Here is a 19,373-nt window from a genome sequence, read left to right on the forward strand (position 1 = left end):
ATAAGGCCTGAGTCTGGAAAGCCAGACTCAGGCGATGATGGCGGTGATTTACGCAATAGCCTCACACAGACGTGACTTCATATCGCTATACGTTTGTGCGGCATATTTTTCTGCCCACCCCTGATCGGTAATGTGTTCAATATTTACGGCGCAATATTTGGTTTCCGGCGTTTTCGAAATAGGATCGAGATTGTCCTGGGTTAACTCGTTACACGCGCCAATCCACCATTGATAAGTCATATAGACCGTTCCGACATTGATGCGCTCGGAGACATCCGCGCGGCTGATAACCTTACCGCGGCGCGAGCTGACCCATACCAGATCGCGATGACGAATACCCAATTTTTCAGCATCATGGGTATTGATTTGCACATACCCAGGCTCGTCTGCCAGCGCTTGCAACGCTGCGCAGTTGCCGGTCATCGAACGGCAGGAGTAGTGCCCAACCTCACGCACGGTACACAGCACCAGCGGATATTGTTCATCAGGAACTTCTGCAGGCGCTCGCCACGGTGCGGCAAACAGTTTGCCTTTGCCATTGGCGGTATCAAACTGGCTGTGCGCGTAAAGGTAGGGCGTACCAGGACTATCGAGATCCGGACATGGCCACTGAACATGACCCATCTCACCCATTTTCTCATAGGTCACGCCGTAGAACAGTGGACACAGCTCGCGCATCTCATCCCAGATTTGCTGGTTATTTTGATACTGCATTGGATAACCCATTTCGCTGGCCAGCAGGCTGATAATCTCCCAGTCACGCTTTACATCACCGGTGGGTTCAATCGCTTTCTCAAAACGCTGGAAACCGCGATCGGCGCAGGTAAAGACGCCACCGTGTTCACCCCATGAGGTGGCAGGCAGGAGGACATCGGCCATTTCCGCCGTCTTGGTCATGAAGATATCCTGCACGACGATAAAATCGAGCGCGTTAAATCCTTCGCGGACCAGACCCAAATCGGCCTCGGTTTGCAGCGGGTCTTCTCCCATGATGTAGTAGGCTTTGATTTTGCCTTCGATAGCCAGATGCGGAACTTCGGTGATGCGGGTCCCAACCTTGTCATCCATCTGATTAACGTCAATGCCCCATGCGGTGGCAAATTTCTCCCTGACGGCGAAATCGGTTACGTCCTGATACCCGGGAAACTGGTTAGGTAGCACCCCCATATCGCACGCGCCCTGCACGTTATTTTGCCCGCGCACCGGGCCAACACCGACGTTAGGGCGTCCCAGATTTCCGGTCAGCAAGGCCAGGCTCGACAAACCACGAACCACGTCAACGGCCTGACCAAACTGGGTGACGCCCATCCCCCACATCACGGTGGCCGATGGCGCCGCGGCAAATGTACGCATCGCCTGACGAACCTGCTGTGCGGGAACACCGGTTAAATGTTCAACGTCTTCAGGCGCATACTCCTTAACGGTTTCCCAGTATGTTTCCAGTCCTTCCGCATGCTTTTGTACATACTCGCGATCGTAGAGTTGCTCCTCGATGAGAACATGGCCAAAGGCGTTGACCAGCGCCATATTGCAACCGTTTTTCAACTGCAAATGTTGGTCAGCGATACGGGCAGTTTCAATCCGGCGTGGGTCGCAGACAATGATTTTTGCGCCGTTCTGGCGAGCTTTAATTACCCGGCGGGCCACAATTGGGTGTGAATCGGCACAGTTATAACCAAAGATCAGCAGGCATTTTGAGTTTTCAATGTCGCTGATGGAATTGCTCATGGCGCCATTGCCTAACGTTTCCTGTAACCCGGCCACGGAAGGGCCGTGACAGACGCGGGCACAGCAATCGACATTGTTGGTATGGAGCACGCCACGTGCGAATTTTTGCATCACGTAGTTGGTCTCATTCCCTGTTCCACGGGAAGATCCGGTGGTCATGATGGCACGAGGGCCATAGGTATTTTTGATTTCAGTTAAGCGTTTTGCGGTGTAGCGAATGGCTTCATCCCAGCTAACGGGAGTGAATTTTCCACCTTTTTCATAACGGATCATCGGGCGGGTCAGACGGGGAGTCAGAAGGCGAGTGTCGTTAAGAAAGTCCCAACCATAATAGCCTTTCAGGCATAACTGATTTTGGTTCGTTACACCCTCTGCGGCCTCAGCGCGGATGATTTTGTTATTCTCAACAACAAGCTTGAGCTTGCACCCGGCCCCACAGTATGGGCATACACTGGTGATTTTTTTCATCAATAACAGACCTGTTAAATGCTGAAATAGCGCGAATTGTAGACGCAGTCACGCGATACGTATCGCGGACTACGATGTGTCGTAGTGACGGGCTGTTTAAGCATAAAGTGTGCCAGAAGTGAAAACCCAGCAATAGCAGGGGCTGGCGGCCAAAGCGTTAAGCAGAATGACTGACGATTCGACATTAATGACGAGGCGCGACAAAATTAGTCTGCCGGTCAGCGGTGTAACCTTATGAAACATCAGAAAAAGATGAAAAACAGAAGTGATAGCGATCACAAATTTTAATTTTTCAGCGCTATGCTATGCTTTTATACGACGAGTGAATCGTTAATTTAAAAACATAAGTGAGGGAAATTATGGGCATTATTTCATGGGTGGTTTTCGGTCTTATTGCTGGGATTTTGGCAAAATGGATTATGCCGGGTAAAGATGGCGGCGGATTCTTTATGACCATTATCTTAGGGGTTGTCGGTGCGGTAGTGGGTGGCTGGATCAGCACCTTCTTTGGTTTTGGTAAAGTCGATGGTTTCAACTTCGGCAGTTTCGCCGTGGCGGTGATCGGTGCGATTGTGGTGTTGTTTATCTACAGAAAAATCAAAAGCTAAGTAAACATACAGACAATAGAGGCCACTAATATGTGGCCTTTTTCTTAGGTCACCACCAGCCGAATTCTGTTCCCAGAACGACGATGATAGCCACGCCAATCATAATAAGCGTTGTTTTTTTCATCGTTATGCTCCCGGCGCAGCATAGCCGCCAATAAAAAACCAGGATAAGAAAACGACAGCGGAAATGAAAATGATGACGGGGAAAATAATACCGAGTCGCATACGATTATCTACCAGAGTTATTTAAAGACGGGTTAGCATAGCAGGGCTTAATGTACGACAAAAGTGGTTTTATCCTGACGCTTTTTATCCTTGTACATTGCGCTGTCTGCGAGGTGAAGCGCGCAGTTTACATCAGTCTCCAACGGATTAATTTCCACAACGCCCAGGCTGGCGCCAGGATAAAATAGATGAATGTCAACCAGGTGGTAGTCACCACAAATTTGCTGTTGTAGCTGATTTTTCACCTGCTGCAGGCGGTCCCGCGGATCCCTGTCATCTTCCGGTGACAGGCTCACGACTAAAAATTCGTCTCCACCCAGTCGCCCAAGGATATCATTGTCACCGCATTCGCGAAGCAGACGCTGACCAATCTGGATCAGAAACTGGTCGCCAACCTCGTGGCCAAAGCGGTCATTGATCAATTTGAAATCATCCAAATCAATATAGGCAAAAATAATCTTCTGCCTGAGATGTCGGGCAAGGGAAAAAAGAGTCTCAACATTTTCAAAAATGGCGCGCCGATTCGGTAATCCGGTCAGGGCATCGGTGTAAGAGTGCGCAATCAGCGCGGCATTCGCTTCGCGTAACTGAGCAACCAGCGACTCTTTTTGAATTGACTGGGCGATCAGGCCCGCAAACAGATGTAACACCTGTTCGCCACGTTGGCTTAATGCGTGCTGGTGGCGACTGGCGGCGCAGAGCGTACCGTAAAACGTTCCGTCGGGAAGATGAACCGGCGTGCTCAGGAAAGTGGTTATCTCCAGCGCGCGGGCGGCGGTACACTCCGGCCAGCGAGCGGGAACGTTGTCGCTGTACAGACAGTTTTCGTCTATGGCGCGTTTGCATAGCGTCTCATCCCAGAGTACGGACAGCCCTTCAGGGATCTGCATCTGCTTGCTATTGCGCGCATACAAAATATGCTGCAGGCGGGCATCTAAATCGACCTTAGTTAAATAGGTGGATTCCATCTCAGTCACCACTTCCAGCATCTCCAGAAGTTGCCGAACCAGGCTCTCAACTGACTGCTCCGTGGCTAAGGATTGTGAGACTCTGGCAAGGATCATGTCCGACATGAGGTGTAAATGCTCCTGAGTAATGACTGGGCTAACGTGGCCCGCATGATAGAACATCAAGATGAAAGATGAAACACGCCATCCCGCTCAAAACTTAAACATTAAATTGAAAGCTGACAGTAAAACATGGAGATAGATGGAAAGTCGGGGTAACCTGCCGGGATAAGGTTTTTAACAGGAGTCGATATGAAACTGGCGTCTATTATTTTGCCCGGCTTGTTGGTGTTAGCGGGATGTACCACTCAGCCCGAAGCCCCCAAACCGCCGAAGATTGGTCTGGCGAATCCGGCATCGGTATATTGCGAACAAAAGGGCGGCTCGCTGATTGCTGTGCAGACCCCGCAAGGCGTAAGGTCGGACTGCAAATTACCGGGCGGGGAAGTGATTGATGAATGGGCGCTCTGGCGCAGAGATCATCCGACAACGGGCAAATGAAATCCGGTTAGCATTGACGTATCCATTCAGCCAGCACCAGCGCGTGGTTTTGCTGGGTGTTTTTCGCCGCATACAGTAGCGTTAAGGTTTGCTGTCGGGCAATCTCTGCGAGACGCTTTCCTTCCTGCTGCTGTAGGGCGAGTTCAGCGCGATATTGCTCGGAAAAGTGTGTGAAATCAATCAATTCTGCGTGGAACGCCTTGCGTAAATCAGATGACGGCGTAAGCGCTTTATTCCATTCGTTAAAAATAAGGTCGGTCTTTTTTACCCCGCGAGGCCACAGCCTGTCGACCAGTACGCGATAACCATCATTTTTTTCTGCTGGGTCATACACGCGTTTACATTGAATTTTCATCTTCTCATCCGCTCCATTAATCCACTGCTTTGATTTATTTCGACACCTTTATTACGGTTAAATAAGATCGTAAAACGTGACAATTGTAACATTCTGCCCGTCCTGACTCCCAATTTAAGGGATTGTGATACCAACAAAAAATCGGTAGGCTGAGGCTCCTTATATTGTCCCTCATTGTCTGGACATAAGGAAAGCTTAATGGAAATTTCCCCGTTTAAAGATACGCTTCGCATTGCGCTGGTGGGTGATTACAGCCCTGATATTGTGGCGCATCAGGCCATTCCTCTTGCTATCGATGATGCCGCTGCCGTCCTGGAATTAGTGGCTGATTATGACTGGCTAACCACCTCTGATATTAGCAGCAGTGAAGATCTGATTGGCTATGATGCTATTTGGGTCGTTCCTGGCAGTCCATATCGGCACCTGGAAGGCGCACTGATCGCGATACGCTACGCGCGTGAAAACAGCATCCCATTCCTCGGGACCTGTGGCGGTTTTCAACATGCGATTCTGGAGTATGCCCGCAACGTGCTGGGCTGGAGAGATGCTGCCCATGCGGAAACGGATACCACGGGGCGGATGGTCATCGCACCGTTGACCTGCTCGCTGGTAGAAAAAACGGATGATATTGAACTGAGGGCCAATACGCTGATTGCCAAAGCCTACGGACGGGGTGTTATCTCCGAGGGGTATCACTGCAACTATGGCGTATCGGAAGATTTTGCCGCCGAGCTTGAGAGCGGTGATCTTCGTGTGACTGGCTGGGATGAGGCTGGTGATATCCGTGCTATTGAGCTGGTGACGCATCCTTTTTTTGTCGGCACACTCTTTCAGCATGAACGTGGAGCGCTGGCGGGAAAACCCGTGCCGTTAGTTCAGGCAATGCTGCGCGCTGCGCGAGGATAAAAAAACGGGCAGGTTGTACCCAAACCTGCCCGCTGCATTATGCGCTTGCGATCTCCCGATTACGCCCTGCGCACAGACCAAACACCGCCATCAGTATCGCTAACACGGCGACCCCAGCTAATGGAATCAGCCAGCTACCATTGAGGTCGTGAATCTTACCCATCAGCGGTGGCCCACAGGCAGCCAGTAAATACCCGACGGATTGTGCCATGCCGGACAGGGCCGCGGCCTGATGCGCTGAGCTTGCGCGCAGGCCAATAAAGGTCAAACCAAGGATCATCGTGGCGCCTGAGCCAAAGCCAAACAGTATGGTCCACAGCAAAGCCTGCCCGGGCATTACCGCGAATCCCGCTGCGCCGATGGCGCACATTAACGAAACCAGTGCGGCGATGGCGCGCTGATCCTTAAATCTGTTCAGGACGAGAGGGATCAATAACCCCGGCGCGGCGGTTGCCAGTTGCAGTAAACCATGCAACGAACCGGCCTGCGCTTCGCTGTAGCCGTGGCTGATTAAAATGGCGGGTAGCCAGCCAATGATCACGTAGTAGATAAGTGAATTGATCCCGAGAAACAGCGTCACCTGCCAGGCAAGGCTCGAACGCCAGATCGCGCGGGAATGCAACGCGCGCGAGTTGCTCAAACTGGCATTGGCCGTCTGGCGACATTGGGGTAACCAGATAATCAGCGCCAGCAGCGGAAAGACCATCAGTACCATCAGCGCACCGCGCCAGCCAAACCCGTTCAGCGCCAGCGGAACCACAATAGCTGAACCCAGTGCCGCCGCTGCGCCCATAGTCAGCGAGTATGCGCCAGTGAGTTTTGCCACATGCTGAGCAAAATCACGCTTAATCAGCCCAGGTAACAGCACATTTCCCAGCGCGATTCCGCAACCAATGATAGCGGTGCCGCTAAACAGGAAACCTAGTGTGGGCAGCGAACGTATCGCAATACCTGCGCAAATCAGTAGCATTGCGGCAAACAGGCTGCGTTCGATACCCCAACGGCGTGCAACGGCGGCGGCCAGAGGCGATATCAGTGCGAAGGCCAGCAGCGGCAGGGTGGTCAGAAGTCCCGTCTGGGCGGTACTCAGGCCGTAGTCGGTGCGAATTGCATCCAGCAGCGGGGCGGCTCCGGTAAAGGTGACGCGCAGCGTGGTGGCAATCATCAGGATCCCCGCGATCAGCCAGGCTGCGTTTTTGCCGCGGGAGGAAGGCATATTTGTCATTTTTTTCTCATATCGTCAGGCGAGGCGATACTTTAGCGTTTTTACTCAATGGATGAATCAAGCTAAAATGACAGTTTATCGCTAAAAACGGACATTTTTATGTTAGGACTGAGGCTGGATGGGTATGAGCCCGACCTTTACCACGATGCGGCGGTGGCGTTTTGTATTCAGGCCCGGGAAGATGAACTCTTCAGTCCGCTGCATCAGCACCGTAAGGGGCAGTTGATTCTGGCCTTGCATGGCGCGATCACCTGTGAGGTTGAAAATGCTATGTGGATGGTGCCTCCACAATATGCGGTATGGATCCCCGGTGAAATTCCGCACAGCAACCACGTTACCGTTGGGGCGCAACTGTGCTTTTTGTTTATTGAGCCGCAGGCAGTCGTGATGCCTGAACGCTGCTGCACCCTGAAAATCGCCCCGTTATGTCGGGAGCTCATTCTGGCGCTGGCGTCCAAAACGGATGATCAACGGCTGGAGCCGTCTACCCAGCGGCTGACACAAGTGCTATTTGATGAACTCCCGCAGCAGCCGCAGGAGCAAATGCAGTTGCCGGTTTCCGATCACCCGAAAATCCGCAGAATGGTCGCGACGATGTCGCGGGAGCCCGCGCAGTGGCAGACGCTGGGACAGTGGGCCAGCGTATTTGCGATGAGTGAGCGGAACCTCGCCCGTCTGGTCGTTAAAGAAACGGGGTTGAGTTTTCGCCGCTGGCGTCACCAGCTTCAATTAATTCTGGCGCTGCAGGCGCTGATAGATGGCCATAACGTGCAACAGGTTGCGCAAATGCTCGGTTACGATTCGACCACGGCATTTATCACCATGTTCAAAAAAGGCCTGGGACAGACGCCAGGCCGTTATCTGGCTGGACTGGCTACTGCTTTCCAACAATCAATGACACCAGACCTGCCGCAATGAGCGGTCCCACCGGCACACCGCGAAATAGCGCCACGCCCAGTACCGTACCCACCAGTAAACCGGCCACAAGCTGAGGCTGGCTACCCATGAGCGTGACACCGCGCCCGCCAAGCCAGGAGACGAATACCCCGATGGCAATAGCGACCAGTGATTTCCAGTTCACAAAGGAGTGGATGAGCGTGGAGGGGGGGAGCGTTCCGCTGGCGATCGGCGCCATGACGCCAATGGTTAGAATTATAATCCCGACGGTCAGGCCCTGTTTTTCTATCCATGGAAAGAACGTATTCAGAGGGGTAACACGGACAATGATCAGCACCAGAATTGAAACAGCGACAGTGGTGTTGTGGCTGACAAAGCCCAGAGCTGCCAGTCCGAGCAGGATCAGCAGAGTGACATCAAACATCGTAGTTTCCTTGCCAAAAGAAAAAATAAGCCTGCTTACTGTACGCGTAAACGCGTGACGGAACAGGCTTTTTTTAATGATTATGATTTTTTTTGGGCTAATGCACGATGCTACGTTTTTACACCTGACTCGAGCGGCTATTGTACGCGGCGGAACGGGAGTAATTCCGGTTGCGCGATACGCAGGTAATCTGCGGTATCCATGATCACGGATTTTTCCAGCACTCCGGCATTGAACGCAATTTCGTTAAAACGCTCAAACAATAGCGGATCGGCGACCAGCTTAAGATTTGGATGGAAGCTAAACGGTGGAATAGCGCCGAATACGCAGCCTGTCAGCGCATCGACTTCCGCCGGGCTGGCAAGTGATGCTCTTAACCCGCCGATATGACTGGCTAACAGGCTCAGGTCGGCCTGCTGGTCGGCAGAAAGAATCGCCAGGACATGCTGATTAACGCCGTTGCCTTTGACCTTACAAACCAGCGCTTTTGCTCCCTGGCCCAGTGCGGTACCGCGAATTTCAGAAACCGCTTCACATTTGCCGACCGCTTCATGGCTTACCACGCGATACGTCGCGCCTTGTTCTGACAACAGCGAAATTAAACGCTGATGCGTTGCGTTACCTTTGTTCACTTCCGTCATGACTTACTCCTGGTACAACAATGAAAATTCTGTCAGAAAAATGATTACGCATCCGCGCGTTTTTTCTGTTTGTTCAGGTAGAGCTGTGCATCGGATGCTTTGTAGGCATCATCAATGGTGTCGTTTGGCTGCATATTATAAATCCCTGCGGAGAAGCTGATTGCTCTATCTTGCGCAATAATTTGTAAGTTATAGCGAATCCTCTCCAGCAGACGAGGCGTTAATTCAGCGGGGTAATCAATGAGGATAATGCAAAACTCATCCCCACCGAGGCGGATGGCATAGTCGTTTTTGCGAATCGAGGTTTGAATGGCTCTAGCCAGAATGGTGATAATGCGATCGCCTTCCTTATGCCCCAGCGTATCATTAATGACTTTTAGTTTATCGCAATCAATGGCGATAAAGGTCACGAGGGTGCCCGCGTTTACTAACTGCTGTAAACGCTGTTCGAGCGTCGGCGTTAAAATTTTGCGGTTGTAGAGCCCGGTCATCGCGTCACTGATATTTTCACGCGTGACGTTGTGATACAGCCGAAAATGCGTTCTGACCATATTCAGCAACAGTATTGTCGCCAGCAGATAAAAGGCGAATACTTTCCAGGAGGAGACAATAAAGTACATAAAATCAAGCGATAAGGTGATGCGTATACCGCCGGGCATGTCCTCCTGGTAGTGAACATAGCTAAACAGGTTGTTCTCACTTTGGTGAACGAGTATCTCTTTACCTGAGTTGATGTCCGAAAGCGTCACGTTAAGATAGCGCCAGACGAGAGGGCGGTCGCTGGTATAGAAAATATTCTTTAAATTCTCTTTGTTAATATCCACCATCACCACGCCTTTTAACTTACCGGCATAGTAGACCGGTGTTAAAAAGCTCATCACTTTTTTCTCGGTCAGGTTATCTTCATAAATACGGGAGATTACCGTGCGGCCAGTGAAAATACCGTCAATATCATTCTGGTTGATACCCAGGTTTCCTTTTTGCAAAAACGACCAGTTGTGTATCGCAAATTTCCGCGAGTCGACCAGATCAAAGAAATAGACGTAATTATTTTTGAGATCGACGTAATATCGAAATTTATACTCCTGCATACCTAAACCATGACCGTAATCTTTCTGCTCACGATTAACGTTTACCGCCCGGTCAAAAGAGGGCAGTAGAAATATGTCTTCAAGTTTCTCGCTACATTTTGTGGTGGGGGTTTGCAACGTACCGTGTAATGGTAGGTAGTTATGCTGGGTGAGGTTGAGCCCATGAGTGCCGTTAACGCTGTCGAAAGCGTTGCAAAGTGCTTTTTGTTGCTCGATAGAAGCGGGTTCCTGGGGGGATGAAAATGTGCGCATCAGATGGGCTGCAATACTTTGATTAGTATACTTATCATAGAGAAACGACGAGTCGGCTTTCTCATTGATATAGCGCATGTACGCATTCATTGCTTTATCGCTGGCAATGAGCTCATAAACCAAAAAAGAAAACGTCAAAACAACTACGCTGACGGAGATAAAGAGCCTGAGCGCTTTATGATGCAATTGCATAATGATGTACAGCCCTGTAAGTCTGATACTTCAGTCTATCACACGGCATACATCCGCTCTAACGCTACTGGGAAGGGCATTTTGTAATAAAAATCATTCGCGTGCTTCACCTTTAACTCTTATTGTTGTATTTATAATACAACTTATAAGAAAGGAGACAAGCAGATGAGCGCGACTGATAAAGCGGGCCATACGTTCTTAGCCAGCCTGGGCAAAACCCGTCTGCGTCCGGGGGGCGTTGAAGCAACAGAGTGGTTGTTCAGCCAGTCACAGCTGACGCCCGACAGCCAGGTGCTGGAAGTGGCGTGTAACATGGCCACGACGGCGATAGAGTTAGTTCAACGTTTTGGTTGTACGGTATACGCCATTGATATGGATAAAACCGCACTGGCAAACGCCAGAAATAACGTGGCGGCAAATGGTCTGGAAAATCACATTCACGTTATGGCAGCTAACGCTAACACCCTTCCATTTGCGGATAACAGTTTCGACGTTGTGATTAACGAAGCCATGCTGACAATGTATGCCGATAAAGCGAAGGCGAAGTTAATTGCCGAATATTATCGCGTATTGAAGCCCGGCGGGCGTCTGTTAACTCACGATATTATGTTCACCGCACAAAAACTGGGCGCGGGCGAGCAGGGCCAGCTTGTAGAGGTAGTGAAATCAAACGTTAGCCCGATGACCAGCCAAGGCTGGCGCGATTTATTTCTGAACGGTGGGTTTGCACAGGTCTTGCAGCAGAATGGTGATATGTCGCTGATGTCGCCGCGAGGATTAATTCGTGATGAAGGGCTGACTGGGGCGGTTAAAATTGTGTTTAACGGCTTACGCACACGCGAAAATCGTCGCCGGTTCCTGAAAATGTTTCGCTTCTTCCGTTCGCAACGTCACCAGCTAAACTACATTGCCTGCTGCTCCGTAAAGGGAAAATAAAAAAGGATAAACGGATGAATATTGATAAAATGAAAAATCAGCATCTTGAAATTCTGGAAAAAATATCATTTCTACGTACGTTGAGCCATGCAGGCGTATCATCCAATGCCCAGGAAATTGCAACTGCGATCGTTAGCATGAGTGCCATTATAAAAACACATTTGTCTGCTGAAGATCAGTTCCTTTATCCACATATTGAGCAGGATGGAAATAGTACGCTCAGACAGGTTAGCTCAAAATTTAAACGTGAAATGACGGATATCGTCAGCGAATATGAAGTTTTTTCCCGGCGCTGGAATATTGCCAGTAAATTAAAAGGTAATGATGAGGCATTCAGACGTGATGCCAACAATGTTCTACGCAAAGTGTATGAGCGTATGCAAAAAGAAAATAAAGACTTCTATCCGCTGGTGGAAAGGATGTAGGGTGTTTTAAAACACAATGATAAAAGGATGGCGAAGAGTCAGAAAAACACTGGTCGAGAATGGAGTACCTTCATCAGACAGTGACCAACCCTAATATAGTTATTAAGGGTACGCATAGCTATTACAGTGACTGCTGGGATCATGGATTCGAACGTTCGGTGGTGCGGTATTTACTCGGTGATGAGATCAGCCGGGACTGGGAACCGCTTGGGCATTTGGATAAGTTGATTATTGGGAATTTCGTCTGCATTGGCGCTGAGAGCGTTATTCTGATGGGGGGAAATAGTACGCACCGGCTTGACTGGATCAGTCTTTATCCCTTTATGGCGTCGATCAAAGATGCCTACGAGTTTCGGGGTGACACGGTGTTGCATGATGGTTGCTGGTTAGGCATGCGCGCCATGATCATGCCAGGCGTTACGCTCGGGGAGGGCGCTGTTGTCGCAGCAGGTGCGGTGGTGACTAAAGATGTGCCACCGTATGCGGTAGTCGGCGGCAATCCGGCAAAAATAATAAAATATCGCCTGCCGGTGGGGGATATTGAACGAATACTGGCCCTTAATTTGTATCAACTTCCGGAAGAGTCGCTCGTGAAAATGCAACCGCTGTTGTCTTCTGGCGATATTTCCGCGCTCGAAGTGGAAGTGGCTAGCCTGAGACAAAATGCTAAATGACATAACATGTAGTCGAAACGCGAGGTCATAAAAATCAACCAGAGGAGATAACCTCTGGCTGATTTATGTATGTGGTTAGCTATTGCTGGTTGTACTTTGCTTATGAAACAGTTCGCGAAAGACCGGATAAATATCATCCTGGTCGCGGATATGCTGCATCGCAAAGTTTTCAAACGTTGATTGCAGATGTTCGTATTCACGCCACAAGGTCTGGTGCGCGCGGCGGGTGATTTCGATATAGCTATAATATCGCACCATCGGCAGCAGTTTTTTCGCCAGAATCTCATGACACAACGGGGAATCATCCGCCCAGTTATCACCGTCCGAGGCCTGTGCGGCATAGATGTTCCACTGGGCCGGGTCGTAACGGTCTTTTACCACTTCATCCATTAACTTCAGCGCGCTGGAGACAATAGTTCCCCCGGTTTCCTGAGAGTAGAAGAACTCGTGCTCATCCACCTCTTTCGCCTGGGTATGGTGGCGAATATAAACCACTTCCACGTTTTTGTAGGTCCGACTCAAGAACAGATACAGCAAGATATAAAAACGCTTGGCCATATCTTTGGTCGACTGATCCATTGAACCGGAGACGTCCATCAGACAGAACATCACTGCCTGGCTGGAAGGATCGGGCCGTTTTTCATAATTCTTGTAGCGTAAATCAAAGGTGTCGATAAACGGCACGCGTTCGATTTTTGCCCGTAGTTCGGCAATCTCTTTGCGTAACCGTTCCTCTTCCAGCAACTGCGCTGGTTCACTTTTTGCGATGGTTTCCAGATCCGCTTCGAGCGCATGCAATTCGCGACGCTTACCAGCCGTCATCGCTGTGCGGCGCGCCAGTGAGTTTTGCAGGGAGCGCACCACGCTGATGTTGGCAGGCACGCCGTTAGAGGTGAAACCTGCCCGGTGCGTTTTGTACTCCGTTAACTGACGCTGCTGATTCTGCTTCAGGTTAGGAAGTGCTAAATCTTCGAACAACAGATCGAGATATTCATCTTTAGAGATCTGGAAGACGAATTCATCCTGACCCTCGCCATCCTGGCTGGCCTGGCCTTGTCCGCTTCCTGAACCACCGCCGCCGCCCTGCGGGCGTTCAATGCGGTCGTTCTGCACAAAATGGTCGTTACCCGGATGCACGCGATGGCGCAAGCCGCCACGCCCCTGATGGAACATCGGTTCGCTAATATCATCAGTCGGAATAGAGACAGATTCGCCGCTATCCACATCAGTCACCGAACGCTTGTTAATGGCCTCGGAGATCGACTGTTTAATTTGCGATTTATAACGGCGTAAGAAGCGCTGGCGGTTTACCGTGCTCTTGTTTTTGCCGTTAAGACGCCGGTCAATAAACCAGGTCATAAGCCCCCCGTACTGCATTTGCCAACTTTATGCTACATCAGTAACGCCGGATGCGCTGAGCATATCCGGCCTACGGATGTGTATTGTAGGCCCGGCAAGCGTACGCGCCTCCGGGCACTTATTTTAAGACGATTTACGTACGCGCAAATACCATTCGCACAGTAAACGCACCTGTTTACGCGTGTAGCCTTTTTCCATCATCCGGTCGACAAAATCGTCGTGTTTTTTCTGCTCGTCAGTTGAGGTTTTGGCGTTGAACGAAATGACCGGCAGCAGCTCCTCGGTATTGGAGAACATTTTCTTCTCAATGACCGTGCGCAGTTTTTCGTAACTGGTCCAGTTTGGATTGCGACCGCTGTTATTCGCTCTGGCACGCAGAACAAAGTTGACGATCTCGTTACGGAAATCTTTGGGGTTACTGATACCCGCCGGTTTCTCAATTTTCTCCAGTTCTGAGTTCAACGACTCGCGGTCAAACAGCTGACCGGTATCCGGGTCGCGATACTCCTGATCCTGAATCCAGAAATCCGCATAAGTGACATAACGGTCAAAAATGTTTTGTCCATATTCGGAATAGGATTCGAGATAAGCCGTCTGGATCTCTTTGCCAATGAACTCAGCATATTTCGGGATCAGATAGCCTTTCAGGAACTCAAGGTAACGTTCTGCCAGCTCCTGCGGGAACTGTTCGCGCTCGATTTGCTGCTCCAGTACGTAGAACAGATGCACCGGGTTAGCTGCCACTTCGGCGTGGTCAAAGTTAAAGACGCGTGAGAGGATCTTAAACGCGAAACGCGTCGAAAGACCGTTCATTCCCTCATCGACCCCGGCGTAATCCCGATACTCTTGATAGGACTTCGCTTTTGGATCGGTATCTTTCAGGCTTTCCCCATCGTAAACACGCATCTTCGAGTAAATGCTCGAGTTCTCAGGCTCTTTCAGGCGAGAAAGAATGGTAAAGCGAGAGAGCGTTTCCAGCGTGCCCGGTGCGCAAGGCGCATGGGTCAGCTCACTGTGGTTAAGCAGTTTTTCGTAAATTTTGATCTCTTCGGAGATCCGCAGGCAATAAGGCACTTTGACGATGTAAACACGGTCAAGGAACGCCTCATTGTTTTTATTATTACGGAACGTCACCCATTCGGACTCGTTCGAGTGGGCAAGAATAATTCCGTTAAACGGCAGGGCAGAGATACCTTCTGTCCCGTTGTAGTTTCCTTCCTGGGTTGCGGTCAGCAGAGGATGCAGCACTTTAATTGGTGCTTTAAACATCTCAACGAACTCCATAATCCCCTGGTTTGAGCGGCACAGTGCGCCCGAATAACCGTAGGCATCAGGATCGTTCTGGGCGTGGTGTTCGAGTTTACGAATATCCACTTTCCCGACCAGCGCAGAGATATCCTGGTTGTTTTCATCACCAGGCTCCGTTTTGGCGATAGCGATCTGCTCCAGAATAGACGGCCAGACTTTGACAACGCGGAATTTTGTAATGTCCCCGCCAAAATCATGCAGACGTTTTGCAGCCCAGGGCGACATGATCGTACCGAGATAACGACGTGGGATCCCATACTCTTTTTCCAGGATCTGGGCGTCTTCCTGCGGGTTAAACAGGCATAACGGATGATCGTTTACCGGGCTACGCTCGCCGTTGGCGCTCAGGACATAAATCGGTACTCGCTGCATCAGCGACTTCAGCCGCTCAGCAAGAGATGATTTCCCCCCTCCCACAGGCCCCAGCAGATACAGAATCTGCTTCTTCTCTTCCAGACCCTGAGCCGCATGCTTCAAATAAGAAACAATCTGCTCAATGGCCTCTTCCATGCCATAAAACTCTTCAAAAGCGGGGTATCGTGCAATCACCCGATTCGAAAAGAGTCGAGAAAGACGAGGTTCGTGGGCAGTGTCGACCATGACAGGCTCACCAATAGCCATTAATAGCCGCTCTGCCGCATTGGCATAAGCGCTGCGATCTTGCCGACAAGTGGTAAGAAACTCCTGCAGCGTGAACTCTTCGTCCTTGGCAGCTTCATAACGCTGGCGATAGTGATCGAATATATTCATGGTATGCCGTCCTTTCGTTTTTTTAGCACATGTTAAGAGCCGTTCATATGAATAGTAGAGGCCCCTGAAGAGGTAAACTGAACGACGTCGCTGCTGAAGAAATAAGCAACTCTCATGCCATTGTGGTGGTCAGGAGATCAACGTATTCGGTGATACACCTTCTAAAATTAAGCGTAGATGGCATTTGCAAAACTTGCCTGTGTGCGCAAATGAATTTCAATGGCATATCAATAACTCATCAGCAAAAAAAGCATATCTGTTGTAAATATATGGGGCAGGATTCATGCGGTGTTCACTGTCCTGCAAGCAAAATGTCATCACTCGCTGAGAAATTAGGGGGTTACATTCTGGGGCGAATCCGTAAAATAGTTGGGCTGAAGCGTATTGACGGTTAAACTTTGACCGCTACACATTTAAATAAGGAATTATTGACTGTGACCAAACTCAAACTTCTGGCACTTAGCGTGCTTATTGCCACTTCCGCTAACGTCGCACAGGCAGAGAGCAACCTGACGCTGGGCGCAGGCGTTGGTGTGGTTGAGCACCCTTACAAAGATTACGATAGTGACGTTTACCCGGTCCCGGTTGTGACTTATGAAAGCGATAACTTCTGGTTCCGTGGTCTGGGCGGTGGTTACTACCTGTGGAATGACGATACCGATAAGCTGTCGGTGATGGCCTATTGGTCGCCAATGTACTTCAAACCGGGTGACAGCGACGACAACCGTCTGCGTAGTCTGGATAAACGTAAGAGCACCATGATGGCTGGCCTTTCTTACATTCACAACACGCAATACGGTTTCCTGCGTACCAGCCTTGCAGGCGATACGCTGGATAACAGCAATGGTATTGTATGGGATCTGGCGTGGTTATACCGCTATACCAATGGCGGTCTGACGTTGACTCCGGGGATTGGTGTCGAGTGGAACAGTGAAAACCAGAATGAATACTATTATGGTGTTTCACGCCATGAATCTGCCCGTAGCGGCTTGCGTAGCTACGATCCTGAAAGCTCCTGGAACCCGTATCTGGAGCTCAGCGCAAACTATAACTTCCTGGGCAACTGGAGCGTATACGGTACTGCGCGTTATACCCGCCTGTCTGATGAAGTGACAGACAGCCCGATGGTGGACAAATCCTGGACGGGTCTGATTTCAACGGGTGTTACCTACAAGTTCTGATGCCACTGCGTGTCAAACACTCGCCCGCAGAGATGCGGGCTTTTTTGTGCATATCAGAGATGAATATTGATCCAAAACATGTGATTTGATTTTTTGTGCTGTTTTGGCATTACATCGGCCGCAACAAATAGTTAACGTATTTTTCCTGCCGCAATTACCAAAATTAAACCTGTTGTTTGATGAGACTGAAATCTATTCGTTTGTGAATGGAAGAGTATCTGTACAGTTTCACGAATTATTGTTCTGGGAGAGTGATTTCTGGTTTCGCAATATATTGATAATATTCTATTTTATAATCACGGTATAATTTTATCGTGAAACTCTCGCCACTAAAAATAGCAAGATAACTATTTTATTATTTTTGTGAGACGATGAAAGTTAACTTTCATTTGAAAAAATAAAATCATTAAGTTAATTTTTATTTTACATCTTTTAGGTATTTATCTGAAAAAATTAAAATTGACATTAAATAAGCGATTGCAGATATTACTCCAACTTAATAAGTAAAGACAGTAACGCTGCATGGCTCAGATATTAAATGTCATGTGGTTTTCTTGCGAATAAACCTGGTAGAGATAATGAAAAAGTTAATCATGATAGCAGTGATGGGTGGGATTCTGACGGGATGTTCCACCGAGGCTTCACGCATGAGTGCTTGCGAAAGCAAGGGCGTGAGCCGCGATGCCTGCTATATCGCTGAGCAAAACCGTCAGGCGACAATCAATGCCGTAGCTGAAAAACAAGCTATGGAGAACGCGCAAAACGTATATAACTCAAATGATACTAATTCCAGTCATCACCACAAACACAATAATTATTAAGGTGTAACTTATGAAGAAATTAATAATTATCGCTGTACTGGTCGCAACATCTGCTGCTGCACCAGCCTATGCCATCAGCGAGGCTTACCGTCAGCAGTTACAGCATGAACATAAAACGATGGTCAGCGATGCTAATGCTCCGGTGCACGCCAGTAAAATCACACCCGTGCATGTGAATAAACTGGGCGTAGACTTTAAACGTGGCGCTGATGGTATTGCTTATATTAATGGCAAAGCTGCGGCAAATGATGAGAACAATGCAGACGCTCAGTCTTATAGCGCGGGCTTGATTTCCGTCATTGTCTATAAAAACGGGAAAATTAACGCGATGAAAGAGGGGAAATATTTAGGTCGCTTAAAATAACCGCAGTGCAGTTAAGATTTTCTGTCATTCGGCCCGGGAGCATTGTTTGTTCCCGGGTTTTTTATTGCCGTTGCCATAGCGGTCAACTTCCAATCTTAGAGGGTGCAATTTGTGCACCCTAACAGGACACATGCCAGTTGTTTTGCTTTACTGTGGTGCATTAACACAGGAGGGTGCGATGACAGCGAAACAGGTGATGTTTACAAAGCAGGTATCGCTGCCTGCTATTGGGCAGGGAACATGGTACATGGGCGAGGATCCTGGCCGACGTCGGGAAGAGGTTTCAGCGCTGCGGGCTGGTCTGGATCTCGGTCTGCGGTTGATCGATACCGCCGAAATGTATGCAGATGGTGCAGCGGAAGAGGTAGTGGGTGAAGCATTAACCGGGCGTCGTGATAGCGCTTTTTTAGTCTCGAAAGTATATCCCTGGAATGCCGGTGGTCAGAAAGCCATTGCCGCCTGTGAAGCGAGCCTGCGTCGACTAAAAACCGATTATCTGGATCTCTATTTGCTCCACTGGACGGGCAGTTTTTCATTTGCTGAGACCGTTGATGCCATGGAAGCACTCATTGCGCAGGGGAAAATCCGCCGCTGGGGCGTCTCTAATCTCGATTACGATGACATGCAGGCGTTATGGCAAGTCACGGGTGGGCGGGAATGTGCCACTAACCAGGTGCTTTATCATTTAGCATCGCGCGGTATTGAATATGATTTACTGCCGTGGTGCCAGCAGCAGCAGATGCCGGTCATGGCTTACAGTCCGTTGGCTCAGGCGGGGCGATTGCGCGGTGACTTGCTTTCTCACTCTGTGGTGAACGACATCGCGCACGCGCACAATGTTAGTGCTGCGCAGATTTTGCTGGCATGGGTGATTCGTCTGCCGGGCGTGATGGCGATTCCAAAAGCGGCAAGCATAGCGCATGTCGAACAAAATGCCGCCGCGCTGGAGAGTTGATGAGCTGAAGCAGTTAGATAAGGCATATCCAGCGCCAAAGGGTAAAACGGCGCTGGATATGGCCTGATTTGCCGAATGGC

General features: G+C 49.7%; 21 protein-coding genes and 1 pseudogene. 11 read left to right on the plus strand and 11 right to left on the minus strand.

Annotation, left to right across the window (positions count from 1 at the left end):
- Positions 1-48: 48 nt before the first annotated feature.
- Entirely contained in the window at positions 49-2,196 is a 2,148-nt protein-coding gene (fdhF, locus tag WC7_RS15610; RefSeq protein ID WP_016152795.1) for a formate dehydrogenase subunit alpha, read from the minus strand.
- Between the two features lie 359 nt (positions 2,197-2,555).
- Here fdhF and WC7_RS15605 point away from each other — a divergent pair, with 359 nt between their 5' ends.
- Complete coding sequence (locus tag WC7_RS15605; RefSeq protein WP_016152796.1) at positions 2,556-2,804, plus strand: GlsB/YeaQ/YmgE family stress response membrane protein; 249 nt, start codon at positions 2,556-2,558, stop codon at positions 2,802-2,804.
- A gap of 49 nt (positions 2,805-2,853) precedes the next feature.
- On the opposite strand, the gene yoaJ is transcribed toward WC7_RS15605, so the two are convergent.
- From yoaJ to WC7_RS15600, 3 genes are read right to left on the minus strand one after another with little or no spacing between them, the layout of a single operon-like run.
- Positions 2,854-2,928, minus strand: coding sequence for a protein YoaJ (gene yoaJ / locus WC7_RS26645; protein ID WP_101700011.1), 75 nt, complete (start codon positions 2,926-2,928; stop codon positions 2,854-2,856).
- Positions 2,929-2,930: 2 nt separating this feature from the next.
- Positions 2,931-3,029, minus strand: a complete 99-nt coding sequence (locus tag WC7_RS26650; RefSeq protein WP_032941789.1) for a YoaK family small membrane protein — start codon at positions 3,027-3,029, stop codon at positions 2,931-2,933.
- Between the two features lie 47 nt (positions 3,030-3,076).
- Positions 3,077-4,102: a sensor domain-containing diguanylate cyclase gene (locus WC7_RS15600; RefSeq protein ID WP_016152797.1), complete on the minus strand. Its 1,026-nt coding sequence runs from the start codon at positions 4,100-4,102 to the stop codon at positions 3,077-3,079.
- A 186-nt stretch (positions 4,103-4,288) separates the two neighbouring features.
- Here WC7_RS15600 and WC7_RS15595 point away from each other — a divergent pair, with 186 nt between their 5' ends.
- Positions 4,289-4,537: a putative hemolysin gene (locus tag WC7_RS15595; RefSeq protein WP_016152798.1), complete on the plus strand. Its 249-nt coding sequence runs from the start codon at positions 4,289-4,291 to the stop codon at positions 4,535-4,537.
- Between the two features lie 7 nt (positions 4,538-4,544).
- Here WC7_RS15595 and WC7_RS15590 read toward each other — a convergent pair whose 3' ends face one another.
- Complete coding sequence (locus tag WC7_RS15590; RefSeq protein WP_016152799.1) at positions 4,545-4,892, minus strand: DUF488 domain-containing protein; 348 nt, start codon at positions 4,890-4,892, stop codon at positions 4,545-4,547.
- 198 nt (positions 4,893-5,090) lie between these two features.
- Here WC7_RS15590 and WC7_RS15585 point away from each other — a divergent pair, with 198 nt between their 5' ends.
- Complete coding sequence (locus tag WC7_RS15585) at positions 5,091-5,798, plus strand: CTP synthase C-terminal region-related (seleno)protein (RefSeq protein WP_016152800.1); 708 nt, start codon at positions 5,091-5,093, stop codon at positions 5,796-5,798.
- 37 nt (positions 5,799-5,835) lie between these two features.
- Here WC7_RS15585 and WC7_RS15580 read toward each other — a convergent pair whose 3' ends face one another.
- On the minus strand, positions 5,836-7,023 hold the full coding sequence (locus tag WC7_RS15580; RefSeq protein ID WP_016152801.1) for a CynX/NimT family MFS transporter: 1,188 nt from the start codon (positions 7,021-7,023) through the stop codon (positions 5,836-5,838).
- 99 nt (positions 7,024-7,122) lie between these two features.
- On the opposite strand from WC7_RS15580, the gene WC7_RS15575 reads away from it, so the two are divergent.
- Entirely contained in the window at positions 7,123-7,941 is an 819-nt protein-coding gene (locus tag WC7_RS15575; RefSeq protein WP_016152802.1) for an AraC family transcriptional regulator, read from the plus strand.
- On the opposite strand, the gene WC7_RS15570 is transcribed toward WC7_RS15575, so the two are convergent.
- From WC7_RS15570 to dgcJ, 3 genes are all read right to left on the minus strand, one after another.
- Positions 7,898-8,344, minus strand: a complete 447-nt coding sequence (locus WC7_RS15570) for a DUF441 domain-containing protein (RefSeq protein WP_016152803.1) — start codon at positions 8,342-8,344, stop codon at positions 7,898-7,900. The genes WC7_RS15575 and WC7_RS15570 overlap by 44 nt on opposite strands.
- 137 nt (positions 8,345-8,481) lie before the next feature.
- Entirely contained in the window at positions 8,482-8,985 is a 504-nt protein-coding gene (locus tag WC7_RS15565; protein ID WP_016152804.1) for a YbaK/prolyl-tRNA synthetase associated domain-containing protein, read from the minus strand.
- 44 nt (positions 8,986-9,029) lie between these two features.
- Entirely contained in the window at positions 9,030-10,520 is a 1,491-nt protein-coding gene (gene dgcJ / locus WC7_RS15560) for a diguanylate cyclase DgcJ (protein ID WP_016152805.1), read from the minus strand.
- 165 nt (positions 10,521-10,685) lie between these two features.
- Here dgcJ and WC7_RS15555 point away from each other — a divergent pair, with 165 nt between their 5' ends.
- Genes WC7_RS15555 through WC7_RS15545 form a run of 3 tightly spaced genes read left to right on the plus strand, consistent with a single transcriptional unit; the run spans position 10,686 to position 12,555 of the window.
- Positions 10,686-11,456: a class I SAM-dependent methyltransferase gene (locus WC7_RS15555; RefSeq protein WP_016152806.1), complete on the plus strand. Its 771-nt coding sequence runs from the start codon at positions 10,686-10,688 to the stop codon at positions 11,454-11,456.
- Positions 11,457-11,470: 14 nt separating this feature from the next.
- Positions 11,471-11,881 carry a hemerythrin domain-containing protein gene (locus tag WC7_RS15550; RefSeq protein WP_016152807.1) on the plus strand — a complete coding sequence of 137 codons (411 nt, stop codon included), beginning with the start codon at positions 11,471-11,473 and terminating at the stop codon, positions 11,879-11,881.
- Positions 11,882-11,940: 59 nt separating this feature from the next.
- Positions 11,941-12,555, plus strand: coding sequence for a CatB-related O-acetyltransferase (locus tag WC7_RS15545; protein WP_016152808.1), 615 nt, complete (start codon positions 11,941-11,943; stop codon positions 12,553-12,555).
- 75 nt (positions 12,556-12,630) lie between these two features.
- Here the strand turns inward: WC7_RS15545 and WC7_RS15540 are convergent, their stop codons facing one another.
- Complete coding sequence (locus WC7_RS15540; RefSeq protein WP_016152809.1) at positions 12,631-13,914, minus strand: YeaH/YhbH family protein; 1,284 nt, start codon at positions 13,912-13,914, stop codon at positions 12,631-12,633.
- Between the two features lie 123 nt (positions 13,915-14,037).
- Positions 14,038-15,972 carry a protein kinase YeaG gene (gene yeaG, locus WC7_RS15535; protein WP_016152810.1) on the minus strand — a complete coding sequence of 645 codons (1,935 nt, stop codon included), beginning with the start codon at positions 15,970-15,972 and terminating at the stop codon, positions 14,038-14,040.
- A 434-nt stretch (positions 15,973-16,406) separates the two neighbouring features.
- Here yeaG and WC7_RS15530 point away from each other — a divergent pair, with 434 nt between their 5' ends.
- The 4 genes and pseudogenes from WC7_RS15530 to WC7_RS15520 all read left to right on the plus strand — a co-directional run bounded on the left by WC7_RS15530 (position 16,407) and on the right by WC7_RS15520 (position 19,360).
- On the plus strand, positions 16,407-17,153 hold the full coding sequence (locus tag WC7_RS15530) for a MipA/OmpV family protein (protein WP_016152811.1): 747 nt from the start codon (positions 16,407-16,409) through the stop codon (positions 17,151-17,153).
- Between the two features lie 578 nt (positions 17,154-17,731).
- Complete coding sequence (locus WC7_RS0124500; RefSeq protein WP_019076610.1) at positions 17,732-17,974, plus strand: hypothetical protein; 243 nt, start codon at positions 17,732-17,734, stop codon at positions 17,972-17,974.
- A gap of 10 nt (positions 17,975-17,984) precedes the next feature.
- Positions 17,985-18,338, plus strand: a complete 354-nt coding sequence (locus WC7_RS15525) for a hypothetical protein (RefSeq protein ID WP_016152813.1) — start codon at positions 17,985-17,987, stop codon at positions 18,336-18,338.
- A gap of 178 nt (positions 18,339-18,516) precedes the next feature.
- Positions 18,517-19,360 (plus strand): annotated as a pseudogene (locus tag WC7_RS15520) (aldo/keto reductase).
- Positions 19,361-19,373: the final 13 nt, after the last annotated feature.

It is taken from the genome of Citrobacter sp. KTE151 (assembly GCF_000398845.1).
GTDB lineage: Bacteria > Pseudomonadota > Gammaproteobacteria > Enterobacterales > Enterobacteriaceae > Citrobacter > Citrobacter braakii.

What these genes read in the sequence shown, in the direction of transcription:
- WC7_RS15545 (WP_016152808.1), top strand. Translation starts at nt 11,941, where the DNA reads ATGGAGTACCTTCATCAGACAGTGACCAACCCTAATATAGTTATTAAG.
- dgcJ (WP_016152805.1), bottom strand. Translation starts at nt 10,520, where the DNA reads ATGCAATTGCATCATAAAGCGCTCAGGCTCTTTATCTCCGTCAGCGTA.
- WC7_RS15585 (WP_016152800.1), top strand. Translation starts at nt 5,091, where the DNA reads ATGGAAATTTCCCCGTTTAAAGATACGCTTCGCATTGCGCTGGTGGGT.
- WC7_RS15540 (WP_016152809.1), bottom strand. Translation starts at nt 13,914, where the DNA reads ATGACCTGGTTTATTGACCGGCGTCTTAACGGCAAAAACAAGAGCACG.
- WC7_RS15590 (WP_016152799.1), bottom strand. Translation starts at nt 4,892, where the DNA reads ATGAAAATTCAATGTAAACGCGTGTATGACCCAGCAGAAAAAAATGAT.
- WC7_RS26650 (WP_032941789.1), bottom strand. Translation starts at nt 3,029, where the DNA reads ATGCGACTCGGTATTATTTTCCCCGTCATCATTTTCATTTCCGCTGTC.
- WC7_RS15525 (WP_016152813.1), top strand. Translation starts at nt 17,985, where the DNA reads ATGAAGAAATTAATAATTATCGCTGTACTGGTCGCAACATCTGCTGCT.
- WC7_RS15575 (WP_016152802.1), top strand. Translation starts at nt 7,123, where the DNA reads ATGTTAGGACTGAGGCTGGATGGGTATGAGCCCGACCTTTACCACGAT.
- WC7_RS15600 (WP_016152797.1), bottom strand. Translation starts at nt 4,102, where the DNA reads ATGTCGGACATGATCCTTGCCAGAGTCTCACAATCCTTAGCCACGGAG.
- yeaG (WP_016152810.1), bottom strand. Translation starts at nt 15,972, where the DNA reads ATGAATATATTCGATCACTATCGCCAGCGTTATGAAGCTGCCAAGGAC.
- fdhF (WP_016152795.1), bottom strand. Translation starts at nt 2,196, where the DNA reads ATGAAAAAAATCACCAGTGTATGCCCATACTGTGGGGCCGGGTGCAAG.
- WC7_RS0124500 (WP_019076610.1), top strand. Translation starts at nt 17,732, where the DNA reads ATGAAAAAGTTAATCATGATAGCAGTGATGGGTGGGATTCTGACGGGA.
- WC7_RS15605 (WP_016152796.1), top strand. Translation starts at nt 2,556, where the DNA reads ATGGGCATTATTTCATGGGTGGTTTTCGGTCTTATTGCTGGGATTTTG.
- WC7_RS15555 (WP_016152806.1), top strand. Translation starts at nt 10,686, where the DNA reads ATGAGCGCGACTGATAAAGCGGGCCATACGTTCTTAGCCAGCCTGGGC.
- WC7_RS15565 (WP_016152804.1), bottom strand. Translation starts at nt 8,985, where the DNA reads ATGACGGAAGTGAACAAAGGTAACGCAACGCATCAGCGTTTAATTTCG.
- WC7_RS15550 (WP_016152807.1), top strand. Translation starts at nt 11,471, where the DNA reads ATGAATATTGATAAAATGAAAAATCAGCATCTTGAAATTCTGGAAAAA.
- WC7_RS15595 (WP_016152798.1), top strand. Translation starts at nt 4,289, where the DNA reads ATGAAACTGGCGTCTATTATTTTGCCCGGCTTGTTGGTGTTAGCGGGA.
- WC7_RS15580 (WP_016152801.1), bottom strand. Translation starts at nt 7,023, where the DNA reads ATGACAAATATGCCTTCCTCCCGCGGCAAAAACGCAGCCTGGCTGATC.
- WC7_RS15570 (WP_016152803.1), bottom strand. Translation starts at nt 8,344, where the DNA reads ATGTTTGATGTCACTCTGCTGATCCTGCTCGGACTGGCAGCTCTGGGC.